Consider the following 18,771-nt stretch of genomic DNA (forward strand, 5'->3'; position numbering starts at 1 on the left):
CATCCCCATAAGCTCGTCCATACTGTCAGGACCGCAGGCGTCGATGACGGACGGGCCGGCGGGTAGGAGGTGGGGACGAGAGGAGCCGACACCATGAACGTGCCCGAGCACGACGCCGGGCCGCACCGGCCGCAGGACGGACGTCCCCGCGGGCTGTGCGACCTGACCCACGCCGGCGGGTACGTCGTGGACGACCGGGGCCGGATCGTCGAGGTCGCCCCGCGCACCGAGGCGCTGCTCCGCCGCCCCGCCGCCGAACTGCTCGGCGGCGACGCCCACGACCTGCTCCACCGCGGCCCGCGCGGCGAGACGCTGCCGCGCAGCCGGTGCGCGATGCGACGCCCGCTCATCACCGGCGGCACCTCCCAGGGCGAGCGGGAATGGCTGGCGCGCGGCGACGGCTCCCTGCTGCCGGCCTCCTGGCTGGTCACGCCCTGCCTGCTGGCCGACGGCAGGACCGGGGCGCTGGTGCTCTTCCACGACGCCGACGAGCCCGGCGCGCAGATCCCCGAGCCGGCGCACGAGACGTCGATGTCCGAGCTCGACCGGCTGGCCCTGCTGGCCGAGACCACCACGACGCTCGCCGCCAGCCTCGACGTGGACGAGACGCTGCGCCAGCTCGTCCGGCTGGTGGTGCCGCTGCTCGCGGACTGGGTGGTGGTGGACCTGCTCACCGAGCACGGCGGCGTGAGCCGGGCCGCCGTCGTCCACCACGAGGACGGCGTCCTGGTGCACCACGAGGACCTGGAGGGGCCGATGCCCGCGGTCCCCGAGGAGTCGCCGATGCCGCTGTCGCGGGCGTTGCGCGGGGTCACCGCGACGCTGGCCGGGCCGGAGACCTACCAGGGCGCGCCCGACTCCGGCATCGCGGTCTTCCAGCAGGAGCTGTTCCGCAGGACCGGCATGCACTCGGCGGGCATCGCGCCCATCCGCGGCGTGCGCGAGGTGGTCGGGGCGCTGACGCTCGGCCGCGCCGAGCGGCCCGGCGCGTTCACCACCGCCGACCTGCTGCTGGTGGAGGACATCGCCCGGCGCGCCGGGCTCGCCCTGGACAACGCCCGCCTGTACGAGCGGCAGCGCCGGGTCGCCGAGACCATGCAGCGCCACCTGCTGCCGCGCCTGCCGTCCGTGCCCGGCCTGGAGATGAGCGCCCTCTACGTGCCCGCCCCCCGCGCATCGCAGGTCGGCGGCGACTGGTACGACGCCTTCACCATGCCCGACGGCGCCACCGCCCTGGTGATCGGCGACGTGGTCGGCCACGACCTGGAGGCCGCCGCCGGGATGGCCCAGGTCTGCAACATGCTGCGCGCCTACGCCGGCGCCGAGCAGGACCTGCCCAGCACCATCCTCGACCGGCTCGACCGCGCGGTGGTGCGCATGGCGCAGGCCACCATGGCCACCGTCGTCCTGGCCCGGCTGGAGCACACCGACGACGGCCGCTGGCTGCTGCGCTGGAGCAACGCGGGCCATCCGCCGCCGCTGCTGGTCGAGCGCGACGGCCGTACCCGCTTCCTGGAGGAGGGCCAGGGCCTGCTGCTGGGCACCGGCATCCAGGGGGAGCGCGCCGACGCCGTCGTGGAGCTGCCGCCGGGGTCCACCCTCGTGCTCTACACCGACGGGCTGATCGAGTCCCCGAGGCATTCCCTGGACGAGGGGCTGGCCCGCCTGAGCCGGTACGCCGCCTCCCACACCCACCGGCCGCTGAACGCGCTCGGCGACATGCTGCTGGCACGCGTCCGGCCCGAGGACAACGACGACGACGTCGCCATGCTGACGCTGCGCGTGCCGCCGCGCGTCACGGCCCTGGACGGCCTGCGCGGCGGCGTGCTGAACGGCGACCGGGGCCTGCCCGCGATCTGACGACCGGCGCGCGTCACGACCGTCCGCGCCGCGTGCCCGGGCAGACGTCCCGGTAGGGCACGTCCTTCAGGTGCCGCCGCCACTCCTGCGGGCTCATCGTGCGGCCCGCGCGCTCGCACACCAGGCGGGCCACGGACTCGGCGCCCACCGGGATCCGGATGATCGTCCCGGAGGTGTTGCCCGAGACGTACAGGGTCTGGTCGTCGGGGCTGAAGGCCAGCCGGTCGAGGATGCCGATGGGGAAGGAGCCGATCCGCTCCCGCGAGCCGACGTCCCAGACCTGGACGGTGTAGACGTCGTCGAACGTCTCCCCGATGGACCTGCCGATCAGCGCGAGCAGCGAGCCGTCGTGGCTGAACAGCACGGTCTCGACCTGCGCCCGGGCGGCCACGCGCAGCGCGGGCGGCAGTTCGCGGCCGCCGGCGACGTCCCACAGCTCGACCGTGGCCGAGCCGAGGGCGAGCACCTGCGCCGTGGGGCTGAGCGCGATCGCCAGGCCCGACCGGTTGAAGCCGGGGCCGACGGCCTTGCCTGTGCGCAGGTCGTAGACCTTGCCGGTGGCGGTCACCACGCCCGTGCCGTCGCGGGTGGACACGATGGTCTCGGTGGCCGTGGCCAGGGGGTGGCGGGCGAGCGTCCGGCCGGTGCCGGCGTCGAGGACGACCAGCTCGTTGCGGGCGTCCCGCTGGCTGAGCTCCTTGAGCGACAGCACCAGGCGGCGGCCGTCGGGGGTGAACGTCTTCGACAGCACGAACTGCGTGCGCGGCACGGCGTGGCGCCACAACCGGCGGCCGGTGGCGACGTCCCAGAGGCCGGCCGAGGAGTCCGCGCCCTCGGCGGACAGCCGGGCGCCCGCCGGGTCGAACAGCTGCCCGGTGACGCCCGCGCTGCCGGCCATCGGGACGCCGAGCCGGCCGCCGTCCCACACGCGGACCGGCCCCGAGTCCTTGGTGGCGGCGGCCAGGCGGCCGTCCTGGCTGAAGGCGTCCAGCTCGTAGCCCTGCGGCAGCCGGGTGGAGGGAAGGCGGGAGGTCAGGTCGGCGGTGACGGTCGAGTTGTCGAGCACGTAGCGGACGGTGTGGCCGTCGGCCTCCAGCCAGACGTCCTCGGGCTCGCCCTCGGCCTGGTAGAGGGCCACCTCGTCGCCGTCGTCGGCGTCGAGCAGGTGCAGGGTGCGGCCCTCGACGGCCAGCATCCGGCGGCCGTCGGGGCTCAGCCGCAGCCGTCCGGCCAGCGTGTCGTCCAGGGCCGACTCCTGCCAGAAGGGCCGGTCGGCGTCGGGCACCTTCCTGGCGGTGTCCAGGTCGAAGGCCGCGATGTCGCCGTTCGCGCACAGCAGCCGCCTGCTGTCCGGCGTGAACGCCACCACCGGCCCGCACGCCTTCGGCAGGCGGGTGTCCACGGTGAGACCGGGCAGGCGGATCACCTTGAGGCCGCCCTGGTTCGGCCCGACGCCCGCGATGTAGGCGCCGGAGGGCGCGATCGCCGGAGCGCCGCTCGCCTCCAGCTTCGGGGTGTAGGAGGCGCCGGTCCTGGTGTCCCACAGGAAGTCCAGGGTGCTGTCGCGCATCACCGCGGCCAGGTTCTCGTTGCCGTCGAAGGCGACCTGCACGCCGCCCTCGCCGACGCGGTGCTCGCGCAGCTTGGCGCCTGTCCTGGCGTCCCAGGCGTAGGCCGTGTCCCTGCTGACCACCACCAGCGTGCGCCCGCTCGGGCTGAGCGCCGCCGCCGACGGCAGCGCGTCCAGGCCGCGCGGCCACCGCCAGAACGCGGTCTGCCGCCCGGAGGGCACGTCGTAGACCCGCACGCCGTCCTCGCCGGCGATGGCCCGGACGCGCCCGCCGGCCGCCGACGCCGACGCCGAGACGCCCTTGGCGCCGGGGTCGCGGAAGACGGCGCTCTCCGGCATCGTCAGCGAGGTCGTCAGGCTCCGCCGGGTGCCGGGAGTGGGAGCCAGCCGCCAGCCCGCCACGCTGAGCAGCATCGCCGTGACCGGGTCGCTCGTCCGCAGCCGGTCGGCCTCGGCGGCGGCCTGCCGCCCGACCGCCTGGTCGCGCTGCCGGCCCGCCAGGCTGCTCTGCTCGGTCACCTGCCTGCCGCGCAGCACGGCGAGGCCGCCCGCGGCCAGCGCCACCACCAGCAGCCCGGCCAGCGCGGCCGTGGTCAGCCGCCGGCGGCGCACGCGCCGTCTGGCCAGGCCGGTGCCCGCGGCCAGGAAGTCACGTTCGAGCGGGGTCAGCGTGATGTGCCTGCGGCCGGTGGCGGCCCAGGTCAGCGCCTGGTCGAGGCGGCTGCCCTGGAGCAGGTCGCCGTCCTTGCGGCCGTTGCCTGCCCACTGGCGGGCGGCGTCGCTGAGCTGGCCTAGCACGGCGAGCCCGTCGCGGTCGCCGTCCACCCAGACGCGCAGCCGCGGCCAGGCGCGCAGCAGCGCGGGACGCGACAGCGCCACCGCCTCGTTCTTCTGCGTCACCAGGTAGGAGAACACCTGGAGGATGTGCTCGATCGCGCGCGTCTCCCCCTCGGAGCGCCCGGCCAGCAGGTCCTCCTTCAACGCCCAGCGCACGGCCTCGTGCCCGTCCTCGGTGACCGTCACCAGGCGCAGGAACACCTCGGCGGCCAGCTCGCGCTCCTCGGGCGCGAGCGCGCCGTAGGCGTCCTCGGCGATCGTGCCGAGCGCCGGGTCGCCCTGCTCGGGCACGTGCACGCCCCTGGCGGCGCGGCTGCCCGCCGTCAGCAGCCCGCGGGTGTCGGCGCTGTTGCCGCTGACCAGGGCGAGCAGCAGGTCGCGGGCGGTGGGACGGGCCGCCGGGTCCTTCTCCAGCGCGGCCGACACCAGCGAGGCCAGCCGGGGCGGCAGCCCGCTCAGGTCGGGCTGGCTCGACAACACCCGGTGCATGACCCCGCCGAGGTTGTCGGCGCGGAACGGGTCCTCGCCCGTGGCGGCGAACACGATGATCGCGCCCCAGGCGAACACGTCGGCGGGCGCGCCCGCCCGCTGTCCGGTGAACACCTCGGGCGCCATGTACGTGGGCGTGCCGGCCACCTCGCCGGTCCTGGTCAGCGACATGTCCAGGGTGCGCGCGACCCCGAAGTCGATCACCCGCGGGCCGTCGGTGCCGAGCAGCACGTTGTCCGGCTTCAGGTCCCGGTGGATCACCCCCGCGTCGTGCACGGCGGTCAGGGCGGTGGCGATCGCCGTGGCCAGCCGGTGCAGGTCGTCCCCGGCGAACCGGCGCCCCTGCTCGACCGCCCGGCGCAGGCTGGGGCCCGGCACGTACTCGCTGACGATGTACGGCCTGCTGCCCGACAGGTCGCAGTCGAGCACCCGCGCCGTGCAGAACGACGCCACCCGCCCGGCCGCGGCCGCCTCCTTGGCGAACCGCTCACGGCTCACCGGGCTGTCGGCCATGTGCAGGACCTTGAGCGCGACCCGGCGGCCTTCGGGGTCGTAGGCGTCGTACACCACCCCCTGGCCCCCGGACCCGAGCCGTCCGGCCAGCCAGTATTGCCCTATACGCTGCGGTTCTCCGGCGTTCGACGCTTCCACGGCGTGTTAGATGCCCTCTCCGGTCGCAAAGTTCCCCTCGCGCAGGTAGGCGTCCAGCGCGCCGGCGGCGGTGAGCATGGCCAGGCCCCTGGCCGTGAGCCGGTCGTGCCAGTCGCGCAGCGTCGCCTGCAGGGGTTCCATGCCGCCCGCCGCGCGCACCTGCTCCAGCACCTGCCGGATCTGCTCCAGCCCGTAGCCGCCGCGCCGCAACTGGTGGGCCAGCAGCACGTCGCGGACGTCGGCGGCGGTGTAGACCCGGTAGCCGGTACGCGGGTCGCGCCGGGGCACGGTCAGCCCGGCCCGCTCCCACTTGCGCAACGTCGCCGGCTTGATGCGCAGCCGGCGGGCCAGCGGGCCGATGAACGTCACGCCCGGCTCCGGCTCGCGCGGCGGCGCCAGGTCGCGCAGCGCGCGTTCGACGGCCTCCAGCGTGCCGCGGTCCTCGGCGAGCTGGGCATGGCCCTCGTCGATCAGGCGCAGCGCCGCCGCCAGGCCGCCGCCGTGCACGGCCCGCATGATCGCGGTCGCGGTCGCGTGCCCGTGGGCGGGGACCAGCGCCAGGAACGTCCGCAGCGCCGCCGCGTGGCGTGGGGTGTAGACGCGGTAGCCGTGCGCGGAACGCTCGGACGGCGGCAGGATCTCCGCCTCCTCGTAGTTGCGCACCGCCTGCGTGGACAGGCCGTGCGCGCGCGCCAGATCGATGGGCCGCATGTTGAAGGTATGCCCTCCTGCCCGCTGGGGGAACGGCCGGAAGTTTACACGAGAAGTTCAACGATACGGTTGAAGGCATGACGACCTCGATCCGGGACGCCGCCCAGGCGTTCACCGGCGGCGCCCTCGCCGCGCTGCTGCCCCCCGGCGTCCGCGTGCTGGGCCTGGGCGAGCCCACGCATGGCGTCGAAGCCTTCCTGGAGCTGCGCAACGAGCTCTTCCGTCACCTCGTGGAGCACGAGGGCTACCGGTCGATCGCCATCGAGAGCGACTGCCTGGCCGGCCTGACCGCCGACGCGTACGTCACCGGCGGCGACGTCAGCCTCGACGAGGCGATGAGCCGCGGCTTCAGCCACGGGTTCGGCGCCTCGCCCGCCAACCGCGAGCTCCTGCGCTGGATGCGGGCCCGCAACGAGCGGTCCGCGCCGCGCGACCGGCTGCGCTTCGACGGCTTCGACGCCCCGGTGGAGATCACCGGCCCGGCCGCCCCGCGCCCGGCCCTGACCGCCCTGTACGACTACCTGGCCCCCCACCTCGACCTGCCCCTGACCCGCGAAAGGCTCGACGCGCTGCTCGGCCCCGACGAGCGCTGGACCGACCCGGCCGCCCTCACGGACCCGGCCCGCTCGATCGGCGCCGCGCCGGAGGCCAGGGAACTGCGCCTGATCGCCGACGACCTCGGCGTGCTGCTCACCGCGCACGCCCCGCACCTGGCGGCCGTCACGTCCGGCGACGACCGGTGGCGCGCCGGCCTGCACGCCCGCGCCGCCACCGGGCTGCTGCGCCACCACGCCGGCATGGCCGACCCCTCGCCCCGCCGGCTCGGCGCGCTCATGAGCCTGCGCGACGCGATGATGGCCGGCAACCTCGACGCGATCGTCCGGCGCGAGGAGCGCCGGGGCCCCACCCTCGTCTTCGCCCACAACCGCCACCTGCAGCGCGACGAGAGCCGGTTGCGGTTCGCGGGCGAGGAGCTGCGGTGGTGGAGCGCGGGGGCGGTGCTCGCCGCGTGCCTCGGCGACCGGTACGCCTTCGCCGCCTCGACGTTCGGCTCCCGCGGCGCCGACGTCCCGGCCCCCGACACCCTCGAAGGCATGTTGTCGGAGGTGTGCGACGCCCGCGCCGTCGTCGATCCCCGCCGCCTGGCCGGGGCGCTCGACCGCGGGCCGGCGCCCCGCGTCCCGGTGGACCACACGTACCTGGCCCTCGACCCCGCGACCGTCCACCAGGCGGACGCGATCGTCTTCCTCAAGGAGATCTGAGGTCCGGCATTGTTGTTTATTATGTTTGGCGAATAATGTCCTCAGGGCGAATTCTTTTTGCGTGGCGACGCCGGACGCGCGCTCGTTAAAGTCGGGGTGACGTCAGGCTCCACGAAGCCCCAACCAGAGGACTGAGCTGATGAACTGCGGTCACTGCGACAGCCCCAACCTGCCCGATTCCCTGGTCTGCGCTAATTGTGGCCGCCATTTCCAGGGCGATCGCCCGGCCGCGACGGAAGTCACCCGATATCTCTGCATCGCCATGATGCTCGACGCGAAAGTGCGTAATTCCACCATTCGCTCGATTCTTCATGACCGCTTCCGCGCCGTCGCCCAGTCCCCCGGCGTCGACCTGGCCACGATGCTCAAGTACGGCCTGATGGCCCGAAGACGCCAGCACGTGCGCGACGCCGTGCTGGCCGGGCTCGCCGTGGCCACCCTGGCCCTGCTGTCCAGCCCGCTCGTCCTGCTCCCGATCTTCGTGGCCTGGCTCGTCGTCTTCGCGGAGCTCTACGACGCCTACGAGTCGGTCATCCTGACCAAGCTGACCCGCGACTCCTTCGACCCGGCCGAGGCGCCGCTGCCCAACTCGCCCGCCCTGCGCGATCACCTGGTGGACATCGCCGACCGCGGCGCCGGGAACGTCACGGTGTTCGCCGACTACTCCCCCTTCGTCGGCTACGGCAGCAGGATCAACAACTGGTCGTTCACCATGAACGTCGCCAAGGCCCGGCCCGGCGAGACGGTCGTGCCCTTCGCGGTCGGCGAGCTCTACGACCGGGTGGCCGCCGAGATCGCCGCCCTCGGCCTGCCCGGTCTCACCGTCGGCGACAAGCTCTTCGTCAACGGCCTCGACCTGCGTTACGAGACCGACCCCGAGCTCCAGGCCGCCGTGCTGCCCGACGCCCTCCTGCCGCCGGTGCCGACGGTGAGCGAGCGGTTCATCCACCAGCTGCGCGACAACCCGCGCACGCGGGCCCGCCCCTACCTCACGGTGAGCGTGACCGGCTGGGAGGGCGAGGTGGTGATCTCGATCTTCCTGCGGTTCGTGCTGCTCGCCGAGAAGGGCATGATGTTCACCGAGGCCGGCTACTCGCTGCTGCCGCCGCTGCGGGAGGCCTACCGCGACGTCGACCGGCTGGTCAACTGCGCGCCCTCGGAGCGGATGGCCCGCATCGCGCTGTCGGCGCTGGGGCGCACCGCCGCGGGGCTGGTGCTGGCCCTGCCCAACACCCTCGCCGCGCTCTCGGAGCCGAGAAGGCGCAGGCGGCAGCAGAAGGCGAGCATCAAGGCCATCCGCGGCCACACCTTCAACTACGGCGCGGCCTACAACCCCCGCGAGCACGCCACCGACCACCTCTACCACCGCTACTTCCAGCAGCTCGACAAGGAGATGTACGTCAAGGCCGCCGAGCAGCGCATCATGGACGCCGTCGCCGACTTCCTGGAGGAGCACAACGTCGACGTGAGCGACCTGCGCGACCGCCAGACGACCATCCTGAACAACGGCATCTTCGTCACCGGCCAGGCCCAGGTCACCGGGGCCAGCATGGCGGCCGGCACGGGCGCGGTCGCGCGGGTGGAGAGCCGCATCAGGCAGGGTGTCGGCCAGGCCGCCGCGGCGGCGCAGCGCCGGACCCCGGCAGGGTGACACGCTCCCCGAACGGGGCCGAGCGCTCATCGCGTGTCGCGCAGCCCCAGGATGTAGGTCGCGGTGAGCGCGACGGCGCGGTCGTCGTCCTGCGTCAGGTCGGCGAGGGCGCGTGACGCGGTGGCGCCCGGGATGTCGGCGAGCGCCTGCGTCAGCCGCCGGCGCGCGGACGGCTCGGCGCCACGCCGGGCGAGGCGGTCCACGAGCCCGGCGGCGATCGGGTCCGCCGCGCCGGGGCGGCCCGCCAGCGTGCTCAGGGCGTCGGCCGCGTCGACGTCGTTCGTCCCCTCGACGACCATGTCGATGAGCGTGGGGATGGCCTCGTCCACGCCGCGTGCCCCGAGCGCCAGGGCCGCGTAGCGGCGGACCACGACGTCGGGGCTGGTCAGGGCGTCCTGGAGCAGGGCGGTCGCCGTGACGTCCGGGAGCTCGGCGATCGACTGGACCGCGCGCTTGCGCACCTCGGCCGCCGGTGCGTGCAGACCCTGCGCCAGCAGCGCGGCGGCGCCCTCGCCCGACTGCGCCAGAGCCCATCGCAGGGCTCCGGCGACGTTCGGGTCGCTCTCGCCCAGCGCCGCCTCGACCAGCGCCTCCACCGGGACCTCGGCGACCGCGGACAGCGCCGCGCTCTGGCGCCGGCCGGCGTTCTTCGACCCGAGCCCCTGCAGGAGGGAGACGACCTGGAGCACGTCGTCCCAGCCGGCGGGGTCGGCGGCGTCGATCCGGCGCAGGCGCGTGAGCAGCTCCGTCTCGGCCGCGATGCGCTCCCGGGTGCGCCGGATGAGGTCCTCGACGAGCCCGGACGGCGTGAAGCCCGGATCGTCGAGCGCCCGTCCGACGTCACGCAGCGACAGGCCCAGCGACCGCAGGCTCTCGATGTGGAAGATCCGCCGGATGTCCTCGCCGGAGTACTCGCGATAGCCGGCGTGGCTGCGGCCCGTCGGGCGCACCAGCCCGAGCGCGTCGTAGTGGCGCAGCATGCGGGCGCTCACCCCGGACCGTCGCGCGACGTCGCCGATCAGCACAGCCCATCATCCCTCCTGGCCGCCGGCGCCGAGGGCCACGACGCGCTTCGCCTCCTCGATCGCGAACTCGAATCCGGCCTCCGGGTCGCGCAGCAGCCGTTCCGTGGCCCCGGCGTGCGTGCGCACGCCGGGATCCGGGTCGGCCATCGCGGCCCGCAGCACCGGCTCGATCACCTCGCCGAGCGCGACCAGCGCCCGGCTGAGGCTCAGCTGGGTCTCCCGTCGGCCGCGCCCGAGCTGTGTCGACAATACTTCGGCCAGTCCGGGCTTCTCCTCTTCGGGTGCCAGCAGCACCGCGGTCCGCCAGGCGCTCCGCGCCACCTCGTCGTCGGCGTCGGTCAGCAGCTCGCGGGTGATCGCCGGCCACGCCCGCCGGTCGCCGATCTTGGACAGCGTGTGCAGCGCCTGGCTGCGGGCCTGCGCGCGTTCCGAACGCAGCTCGCCGAGCAGCCTCGGGACCGTCAGCTCCGCCGGGTGGCGGGTGAGCGCCCAGGTGAGCATGTCGCGCACGTGGAACTCCGGCTCGACCGCGCAGCGCTCGACGAGCGCGCCGACGAGGCGCGGGTCCGGCGTCGTGCCCACCGCCAGGGCCGCCCGCAGCCGTACGGACGGGTCGCCGGCCGCCAGCCCTCCGACGGCGCCGCTCGGGTCCGGGTCCTGTTCCTGCCTGGTCATCGGGACCACCTCCTCGGCGACCAGTGAAGACCTTGTCACAGTGTCAAGGTCAAGCGGCCCGGCCCGCGCGGTCAGTCGCGCGGCCCGGTGACCGCGTGCTGCCGCTCGGGCTCCACGGGCATCGGGCGTTCGTGGAAGCCGCCCTGCGCGGTCCGGACGATCACGCCGCTCTCCGGCCCGTGCTCCGCGTCGTGCCGGTCCTGGAGTCGCAGGCCGAGGCAGAGCCGGTGGGTCAGCCAGAAGGCGACGACCGGGCCGAGCAGGACGGCGTACCTGAAGAAGATCGTCACGGCCTCCACCGAGAGGTGGAACTGGTGGGCGAGCTGGTCGTTGGCCGCGGCGGCCCACAGCAGCCCGTAGAAGGCGACCCCGGCGGCGGCGACGGCGGTTCGCACGGGCGCCTCGCGCGGCCGGTCCAGCACGGCCGGCCCGCTCGCCTCGGCGGCCAGGCGGCTCCTGCTCTTGGGCCGGCCGAGCGCGTCGCGCCGGCCGGGACGCCGCAGGATGAGGCGCTCGCCCAGCGGGTAGCCGGCCAGGACGGTGAAGAACGCCCCGGGGACCACCAGCGTGGGCACCAGGACCGCGAGGCTGAGCGTGTACCCCCCGATCGTCAGCTCCCAGCCCGGCATGATCCGCAGAGCGCCGTCGAGGAAGCCCATGTACCAGTCGGGCACCGAGCCGGCCGAGATCTGGCCGGGCCCGGCCGGGCCGTACAACCAGATGGGGGCGATCTGGAAGGCCAGGCCTAGGATGACCAGGACGCCGATCGTCGTGCCGGCCATCAACGGCCGCACGCCCGCCCGGGCCGGGACCGGCGCGGCGAACCGCGAGTGCCCGTGCCGCCGCACCAGCCATTCACGGGCGGCCAGCAGCGCGACCATGGCCGCCGGAATCACCAGCACGTGCGTCCAGTACATGGTGGGGATGATGCTGTCGCCGGGGAACCCGGCGCCGAAGAGCAGCTGCGCGCCGTACGACCCCACGACGGGGATCGACAGCAGCACCGACTGGATCAGCCACAGGCTGCCGCCGGAGAGCATGTCGTCGGGCAGGATGTTGCCGGTCTCCCCCGCGGCCATCCCGAGCGGCAGCAGCGTCACCCAGATCAGCCACTGCGGCACGCGCGGCCGCCGGAACGCGCCGGTCACGAACATGCGCAGCAACTGCATCGCGACCGCCGCCACGAACACCAGCGCCGACCAGTGGTGCACCTGCCGGACGAAGAGCCCGCCGCGCACCTCCAGGCTCAGCCGCATGGTCGAGTCGAACGCCCTGCTGACCGGGACGCCGCTCAGCGGCGTGTACACGCCGTGGTAGAGCACCGGGGACATGTCCGGGTCGAAGAACACCATGAGGAACAGCCCGGTCACCACCAGGACGGCGAAGGACCAGATCGCCACCTCGGCGAACATGAACGACCAATGACCGAGCCCCGACGACTGACGTTTCCGCACCGATGAGCGCATCGGACCCTCCTCGTTTCGCCTTCGCCTTCAAGACGGGATCGGCGGCCGAGATGTGACGTCGAGGAGGGTGAGTTACGTCATACGAGGTCGTTCGAGGCGGGCGGCCCGCCGGAGTCGAGGCGTTCCGGCGGGCCGCGAACTCACCCCTTCACCGCTCCGCCGAGCAGCCCGGAGACGAACTGCTTCTGGAAGACGAAGAAGATGAGCATCAGCGGCAGCGTGGCCAGCAGGGCGCCCAGCATCAGGCCCGAGTAGTCGACGCGGGTCAGCCCGGTGAGGTGGCTGAGCGCGACCGGCAGCACGTACTTCTCCTCGCTGGTGAGCATGAGCAGGGGCCAGATGAAGGAGTTCCACTGGCTCATGAACGTGAAGATGACCAGCGCGCCGAGCTGCGGTCGGACCACGGGCAGCACGATCCGGTAGAAGATCCGCAGGTCTCCGGCGCCGTCCAGGCGTCCGCTCTCGATGAGCTGGTCGGGGAAGTCGAGGAATGCCTGGCGCATGAGGAAGATGCCGAAGGAGTTGGCCAGGAACGGGATGACGATCGACTCGTAGGAGTCGACCCAGCCGATGCTGGCCATCATCTGGAACAGCGGCACCAGCAGCACCTGGAACGGGATCATCATCGTCGCCAGGATCACCGCGAGCAGCAGGCCGCGCCCGCGGAAGCGGTACTTGGCCAGGCCGTACCCGCCCATGGCGCTGATCAGCACGGACAGCGCGGTGTAGACGAGGGCCGTGCCGAGGCTGTTGAGCACCACGCGGGAGAAGCCGATCGTCTCCTCCAGCGACCGCAGGTTGTCCAGCAGGTCGTCGCCGGGCAGGAACGGGGGCGGGCTGCGGAACAGCTCCGACGTGTCGTGCGTGGAGGCGACGAACATCCAGTAGAACGGCGCGATGCTGACCACCGCGCCGGCCGCCATGAGCAGCCAGAGCAGCAGGCGTTTCATGACTTCTCCTTCCCGAACCACTTGAACTGGGCGTAGGAGAGCACCCCGATGAGCAGCACCACCACCCAGGCCATCGCCGCGGCGTAACCGAAGTCGAACTGCTTGAAGCCGACCTGGTAGAGCAGCAGGATCGGCGAGGTGGTCGCGTCGTCGGGGCCGCCGTCGGTGAGCAGCTTGTTCTCGTCGAACAGCTGGAGCGTGCCGATCGTGGAGGTGATCGAGCAGAACAGGATCACCGGCTTGAGCTGCGGCACGATCACGCTGACGAACGACCGCAGCGGCCCGGCCCCGTCGATCGAGGCGGCCTCGTACTGCTCCTTGCCGATCGCCTGCAGGCCGGCCAGCAGGATGATCATGTTGTAGCCCGTCCACCGCCAGGTGATGGACGCGATCAGCGCCACCCGCGCCCAGGCCGGGTCGTCCAGCCAGGCGATCTCGGCGCCGAGCAGCTGGTTGACCATGCCGCCGTCGGTGCGCAGCAGCACCCGGAAGACCACCGCGTAGGCGACCAGCGTCGTCACGGCGGGCAGGAAGTACGCGATCCGCAGCGTGGCGCGGAACCGCAGCCACGACTGGTTGAGCACGTACGCCAGCGCCAGCGCCAGCCCGATCATGATCGGGACCTGCACGACCAGGATCAGCCCCACGTTGACCAGGGACTGCAGGAACCTGTCGTCGTGCAGGAGGCGCTGGTAGTTCTCCAGGCCGGCCCATTCGGTCAGGCCGTCCTCGGTCCGCTGGAGGCTCTGCCAGAGGCTGGCCCCGAGGGGGTAGGCGAAGAAGAGCGCCAGCAGCGCGGCGGCGGGCCCAGCGAAGATCCAGGGGACCAGGCGGCGCCGAACGGTCATCCGATCTCCCGCTTCGTGGCGGACGCGATCTGCTCGGCCGCCTCGTCCAGCACGGCCTTGGGGTCCTTGCCGCCCACCACCGCACGCTGCAGCAGCTTCTTCAGCAGCTCACTGGCCTCGGCGTCGTCGTCGGTGGACTCCACGGCCGGGATGGCGCGCACCTGGTCGGCGAAGATCTTGTTGACCGGCTGCCCGTCGAAGTACTCGACCGGCTCGGAGAAGTACGGGTCGGCCAGCGCGGGCAGGTAGGCCGGGAAGAGCGACTCCTGCTTCATCATCGACAGCTGGCTGTCCTTGTTCGCCGTGACGAACTCGACGAACGCCCACGCCGCCTGCTGGTTCTTCGTCTGGCCGGTGACCGCCAGCATGGACCCGCCGTTGGCCGAGGTGCGCACCCCGCCCGGCTCGAACGCGGGCAGCGGGATCACGCCGAACTTGCCCTTGAGCTCCGGCATCTCCGACACCAGCGTGCCCGTCCACCAGACGGCGGTGGGCGCGACGGCCGCCTTGCCCTCCTTGGTCGCGGTGACCCGGCCGTCCCACCCCTGCTCGTTCTGCAGCAGGCCCTTGTCGTTCATCGTCTTGATCAGGGTCAGCGCCTTGACGGCGGCCGGGGTGTTGACCGCGACCTTGCCGTCCACGAACCTGCCCTGCTTCTGCTGCTGCAACAGGGTGGTGAACAGCGGCTCGCTGTTGCCCAGGTCGGAGACCATGAGCTTCTTGCCGGTCTTGGCCTTCAGCGTCTCGCCGGCCTTGATCAGGTCGTCCCAGGTCTGGATGTCCTCGGCCTTGATGCCGGCCTGCTCGAAGTAGTCGCGCCGGTAGAACAGCCCGACGGGCGCGGAGTCCCACGGCAGCGCGAACAGCTTGCCGCCCTCGCCGGAGGCCGTCTGCCACTTGGCCGGGTCGAAGTCGGCCTTCAGCTTGCCGGCGACCGGCCCGAGGTCGGCCAGCCCGTTGGGGAAGTTCTTGGCGTAGCCGGGGACCCGCTCGTCCTCAAGGTGCACGACGTCGGGCAGGCCGGTGCCCGACTGCATGCCGACCGTGACCTTCTCGTAGATGTTGTCGTAGCCGACGTCCGTCACGTCGATCTTCACCTTGGGGTGCAGCTTGGTGAACTCGGGCGCCAGACGCTTCAGGGCGGTCGCACCCACGTCGAACGACCACACCTTGACCTCACCGGACAACTCCGCGGGGGTGGACGCGGCGATCGAGGGAGCGGGTCCCTTGGCCGTGCCGGTTCCGCCGGTGGCGCATCCGGCGGCGAGAAGTCCGGTGGCCAGCAGCCCGGCGGCGATTGTGTGGATCTTCACGGTGACCTCTGGATCTGTAACATGTCACACTCTGAATACTGAGTGCTGAGTAACGTACGCTGAATACGCCTGGTGCACCAGAGGTGAAATCGAACCGTTCCCGATGGATGTGAGCGGACGGGCGGAAAGGCCGTTGCGTCCTGCTCGTCCTGCCGGAATGATCGGCCGCCATGGGGAACGTGCTGCTGACCGGCGCCACCGGAGGAATCGGAAGGCCGCTGGCCGCCGCGCTCGGCGCGGCCGGGCATCGGGTGATCGCCGTCGGACGTGACGTCGGGCGGCTGGACGTCCGCGGGATCGAGGCCGACCTGGCTGACCCCGCGTCGCTGGCCCCCGCCATGGAAGCGCTGACGGCGGAGGTCACGGAGATACGTGCCGTGGTGCACTGCGCCGGCATCTCCCCCGTGGAGGCCGTCGCCGAGGCCGGCCCCGACACGTGGCGGCGCACGATGGCGGTGAACGTGGCCTCCGCCGCCGAGCTCGTCCGGCTCGCGCTGCCCGCGTTGCGGCGGTCCAAGGGCCATGTGATCTTCGTGAACGCCTCCCCCGGGCTGACCGGCGTCCCGCGCTGGTCGGCGTTCGTGGCCAGCAAGGCGGCGCTGCGCGAACTGGCCGACTCGCTGCGCGAGGAGGAGGCCGTCCACGGGGTCCGGGTCACCACGGTCTACCCCGCGGCCACGGCGACCGACCTGCTGGGCGAGGTCAGGGCCGCCTTCGGCCGCCCGTACGACCCGCAGGCGTGCATCCGGCCGGAATCGCTGGCCGCGATGGTCGTGTGGGCGCTGAACGCGCCGGCCGACTCCTACGCCTGCGAACTGTCGGTGCTGCCGGGCTGAACCCGCCCGCCGCGCCCGCCGCAGGCGCGCGGTGTCCACCAGGGCCTGGCAGGAGGATCCGCCGCGACGCGCACGTGGTTCAGGCGCGCACCTCAGCGCTGCGCGGTGGTGCCGAGCTCGACCTCGATGTGGGGCGACAGCGCCCGCAGGAAGTCCGGCGCGTCGAAGATGCGCCCCGCCGACGCCACCCCGGCGGTCCTGGTCCGACCGGTGAGGACGCGCTCGACGGCCTCCACCGCGAGCGGCGCGCTGACGGCGTAGATGTCCCGGCCGCGGGCCACCGCCCGGCGTTCCCCGGCGCCCGAACGCACGACCACGTCCACGACGAACGGCTGCGCCGACCGCCCGTGCTCGTCGGCCGCGACCGGGGCCGGGGTGTCGGGGTTCACCACGTCCGTGGCCGCCTCGACCGTCATGTAGTTGCGCACCTCGGGGATGTCCAGGTGGCTCGGGACGGTCACGATGTCGGCCATCGAGAACTCCGCGATGACGTCGCGCGTCCCGGTCGGCTCGGGGAAGGCCCACTTCCCGGCCGGCGCCCGGTCGTCGCGGTACTCCAGCCGGCCGCCGGCATGGCGGACGCGCCGGCCGCCGCGCCGCTCCCTGGAGACCTTGCCCGCGGCCCGGGTGCCGCTCGTGGGGTGCCAGCTGTCCAGCCCGTAGGCCACGTGCGCCTCGTCGGCGCCGGTCCAGTCGTCCATCGCCGCCGTGACCAGCAGGTCGCCGAGCCCGCCGAAGAAGGCCATCGCGGGCACGATCACCGCCCCCGCCTCCCGGGCGCGCTCCGCGAACAGCTCGAAGGTGTCCACGTTGGCCTCGATCTCGGCCGCGACGTCCACGTACGGGACGCCGGCGCGCAGGGCCGCCTCGATCACGGGGGCGGCCGTGGCGGCGAAGGGCCCGGCACAGTTGATCACCGCGGTCACTCCGTCCAGGACGCGGTCCAGCGCCGCCGGATCGTCCACCGACGCCTGCCTGACCGACAGCCCGGGGTACGCCTCGGCCAGCGCCTTGAGCGCCTCGCCGTCGCGGCCCGCCAGGACGGGCGCCAGCCCGCGCCGCAGCAACTCCGCCACCACGAAACGGCCCGTGTGCCCGTACGCGCCGTAGACCGCCACCTTGTTCTTCGTCAGCTCTGAATGCGTCATGCGGACATCCTGGCGGCCCACCGCCCCGCCGCACGAGCGTCCGGAACGACGTGATGCGTACAATTCCGGACGTGACCACAGTCGCGGTAGCCGTCGCCGACGGGATCCTGCACTTCGAGCTGGCCCTGGCCTACGAGCTGTTCAGCTCACCCCCGCCCGTCCCCGTCGAACGCTGGTACGAGCCGGTCATCTGCGGAGCCGGTCCCGTACGGGCCGACGGACGGTTCCTGCTCGAACCCGACGCCGGGCTGGACCGGCTCGTCGGGGCCGACACGGTGATCGTCCCCGGCTGGGCAGAGGTGGACGAGGAGCCGCCGGCCGACCTCGTCGCGGCCGTGCGCGCGGCGCACGAGGCGGGCGCGCGGGTCGCCTCGCTGTGCACGGGCGCGTTCGTCCTGGCCGCGGCCGGCCTGCTGGACGGACGGCGGGCCACCACCCACTGGGCCCACACCGAGACCCTGGCCGCCCGCCATCCCCGGATCGAGGTCGATCCCGACGTGCTCTACGTGGACGAGGGCAGCGTGCTCACGGCCGCGGGCAAGGCCGCCGCCCTGGACCTGTGCCTGCATCTGGTCCGCCGCGACCACGGCTCGGCGGTCGCCAACGCGATCGCGCGCCGCCTGGTCGTGGCGCCGCACCGGCCCGGCGGCCAGGCCCAGTTCGTCGCCACCCCCGTCCCCGAGCCGCACGGGCATCCCCTCAGCGACCTGCTCGCCTGGGCGGGCCGGCACCTGGACCAGCCCCTGACGGTGGAGGACCTGGCCCGCCGGGCGAACCTGAGCTCGCGCCACCTCGGCCGCCACTTCAGGTCGATGACCGGCACCACCCCGTTGCAGTGGCTGCTCACCCAGCGCATCCGCCGCGCCCAGGAGCTCCTGGAGACCACCGACGACGGCGTGGACGCCATCGCCGAGGCCACCGGCATGGGCACCGCGGCCACGCTGCGCCGGCACTTCAACCGCACGGTCGGCGTGCCTCCGGACGCCTACCGGCGCACCTTCCGCGCCCGCGGGGCGACGCCCGCTCAGCGGCCGGCGGGGTGGAAGTCGTAGGGCTTGGAGTCGTACACGTAGTAGACGCAGTCGGCGCCCGCGGCGCACTTGCCCCAGTGCTCGGCCTTCGACGGGTAGTACAGGTAGTCGCCCGCGCCGATCCGGTACGTCTTGTGGCCCTTGACGTTCCACAACATCACGCCGGAGACGCCGACGACGTGCTCGGGGCTGGTGTGCCAGTGCGGCGGGAAGGGCGTGCCGGCCTTGAGGGTGAACACGGCCTCCGAGGGGCCGGTCTTCGGGTCGCCCTTCAGCTGCACGAACGTGCAGCCCTTCAGCCCCTCGCAGGGTGATCCGGCCTCCTTGTGCGAGTGGTGGACGACCTTGCCGGGGCCCGAGTCGGCGTACGCGCTCGGGGCGCCGAGCACCATGAGCGCCAGCGAACCGGCTGTGATCATTTTCCTGAGCATCTCGATCTCCAAGTGGA

General features: G+C 73.0%; 15 protein-coding genes. 5 read left to right on the forward strand and 10 right to left on the reverse strand.

All coding sequences use genetic code 11. From position 1 onward, the window contains the following. The first annotated feature begins 93 nt into the window (after positions 1 to 93). Positions 94 to 1,860, forward strand: coding sequence for a SpoIIE family protein phosphatase (locus ACIBQ6_RS12375; RefSeq protein ID WP_358286974.1), 1,767 nt, complete (start codon positions 94 to 96; stop codon positions 1,858 to 1,860). 13 nt (positions 1,861 to 1,873) lie between these two features. On the opposite strand, the gene ACIBQ6_RS12380 is transcribed toward ACIBQ6_RS12375, so the two are convergent. Both ACIBQ6_RS12380 and ACIBQ6_RS12385 read right to left on the reverse strand, forming a co-directional pair. Continuing rightward, positions 1,874 to 5,407 (reverse strand): protein kinase, encoded by a 3,534-nt coding sequence (locus ACIBQ6_RS12380; protein ID WP_397211637.1) that lies wholly within the window; start codon positions 5,405 to 5,407, stop codon positions 1,874 to 1,876. A 6-nt stretch (positions 5,408 to 5,413) separates the two neighbouring features. Then, on the reverse strand, positions 5,414 to 6,118 hold the full coding sequence (locus tag ACIBQ6_RS12385; protein ID WP_397211639.1) for a TioE family transcriptional regulator: 705 nt from the start codon (positions 6,116 to 6,118) through the stop codon (positions 5,414 to 5,416). A gap of 77 nt (positions 6,119 to 6,195) precedes the next feature. Here ACIBQ6_RS12385 and ACIBQ6_RS12390 point away from each other — a divergent pair, with 77 nt between their 5' ends. Further along, positions 6,196 to 7,380, forward strand: coding sequence for an erythromycin esterase family protein (locus ACIBQ6_RS12390; RefSeq protein WP_397211641.1), 1,185 nt, complete (start codon positions 6,196 to 6,198; stop codon positions 7,378 to 7,380). A gap of 280 nt (positions 7,381 to 7,660) precedes the next feature. Further along, positions 7,661 to 9,031 (forward strand): hypothetical protein, encoded by a 1,371-nt coding sequence (locus ACIBQ6_RS12395; protein ID WP_397211643.1) that lies wholly within the window; start codon positions 7,661 to 7,663, stop codon positions 9,029 to 9,031. Positions 9,032 to 9,057: 26 nt separating this feature from the next. Here the strand turns inward: ACIBQ6_RS12395 and ACIBQ6_RS12400 are convergent, their stop codons facing one another. From ACIBQ6_RS12400 to ACIBQ6_RS12425, 6 genes are all read right to left on the reverse strand, one after another. Further along, entirely contained in the window at positions 9,058 to 10,056 is a 999-nt protein-coding gene (locus ACIBQ6_RS12400) for a HEAT repeat domain-containing protein (RefSeq protein ID WP_397211645.1), read from the reverse strand. A 6-nt stretch (positions 10,057 to 10,062) separates the two neighbouring features. Then, positions 10,063 to 10,731 (reverse strand): HEAT repeat domain-containing protein, encoded by a 669-nt coding sequence (locus ACIBQ6_RS12405; RefSeq protein ID WP_397157575.1) that lies wholly within the window; start codon positions 10,729 to 10,731, stop codon positions 10,063 to 10,065. Between the two features lie 71 nt (positions 10,732 to 10,802). Next, positions 10,803 to 12,197: a cytochrome bc complex cytochrome b subunit gene (locus tag ACIBQ6_RS12410; RefSeq protein ID WP_397211647.1), complete on the reverse strand. Its 1,395-nt coding sequence runs from the start codon at positions 12,195 to 12,197 to the stop codon at positions 10,803 to 10,805. A gap of 140 nt (positions 12,198 to 12,337) precedes the next feature. Then, complete coding sequence (locus ACIBQ6_RS12415) at positions 12,338 to 13,147, reverse strand: carbohydrate ABC transporter permease (RefSeq protein ID WP_397211649.1); 810 nt, start codon at positions 13,145 to 13,147, stop codon at positions 12,338 to 12,340. Then, a complete protein-coding gene (locus ACIBQ6_RS12420) occupies positions 13,144 to 13,995 on the reverse strand; it encodes a sugar ABC transporter permease (protein WP_352356638.1) in 852 nt (283 codons plus the stop codon). The genes ACIBQ6_RS12415 and ACIBQ6_RS12420 overlap by 4 nt, the downstream gene beginning before the upstream one ends. Further along, the gene (locus ACIBQ6_RS12425) at positions 13,992 to 15,308 is read right to left on the reverse strand and encodes a sugar ABC transporter substrate-binding protein (RefSeq protein WP_358286997.1); all 1,317 of its coding nucleotides are present in this window, start codon (positions 15,306 to 15,308) and stop codon (positions 13,992 to 13,994) included. The genes ACIBQ6_RS12420 and ACIBQ6_RS12425 overlap by 4 nt, the downstream gene beginning before the upstream one ends. A 170-nt stretch (positions 15,309 to 15,478) precedes the next feature. Here ACIBQ6_RS12425 and ACIBQ6_RS12430 point away from each other — a divergent pair, with 170 nt between their 5' ends. Beyond that, positions 15,479 to 16,144 (forward strand): SDR family NAD(P)-dependent oxidoreductase, encoded by a 666-nt coding sequence (locus tag ACIBQ6_RS12430; protein WP_397211651.1) that lies wholly within the window; start codon positions 15,479 to 15,481, stop codon positions 16,142 to 16,144. A 92-nt stretch (positions 16,145 to 16,236) separates the two neighbouring features. On the opposite strand, the gene ACIBQ6_RS12435 is transcribed toward ACIBQ6_RS12430, so the two are convergent. Beyond that, positions 16,237 to 17,292: a saccharopine dehydrogenase family protein gene (locus ACIBQ6_RS12435; protein WP_397211653.1), complete on the reverse strand. Its 1,056-nt coding sequence runs from the start codon at positions 17,290 to 17,292 to the stop codon at positions 16,237 to 16,239. 71 nt (positions 17,293 to 17,363) lie between these two features. On the opposite strand from ACIBQ6_RS12435, the gene ACIBQ6_RS12440 reads away from it, so the two are divergent. Then, positions 17,364 to 18,344, forward strand: coding sequence for a helix-turn-helix domain-containing protein (locus ACIBQ6_RS12440; protein ID WP_358287003.1), 981 nt, complete (start codon positions 17,364 to 17,366; stop codon positions 18,342 to 18,344). On the opposite strand, the gene ACIBQ6_RS12445 is transcribed toward ACIBQ6_RS12440, so the two are convergent. Continuing rightward, positions 18,317 to 18,742, reverse strand: coding sequence for a cupin domain-containing protein (locus tag ACIBQ6_RS12445; RefSeq protein WP_397211655.1), 426 nt, complete (start codon positions 18,740 to 18,742; stop codon positions 18,317 to 18,319). The genes ACIBQ6_RS12440 and ACIBQ6_RS12445 overlap by 28 nt on opposite strands. Between the last annotated feature and the right edge of the window lie 29 nt (positions 18,743 to 18,771).

Source organism: Nonomuraea sp. NPDC049655 (assembly GCF_044465465.1).
Lineage (GTDB): Bacteria > Actinomycetota > Actinomycetes > Streptosporangiales > Streptosporangiaceae > Nonomuraea.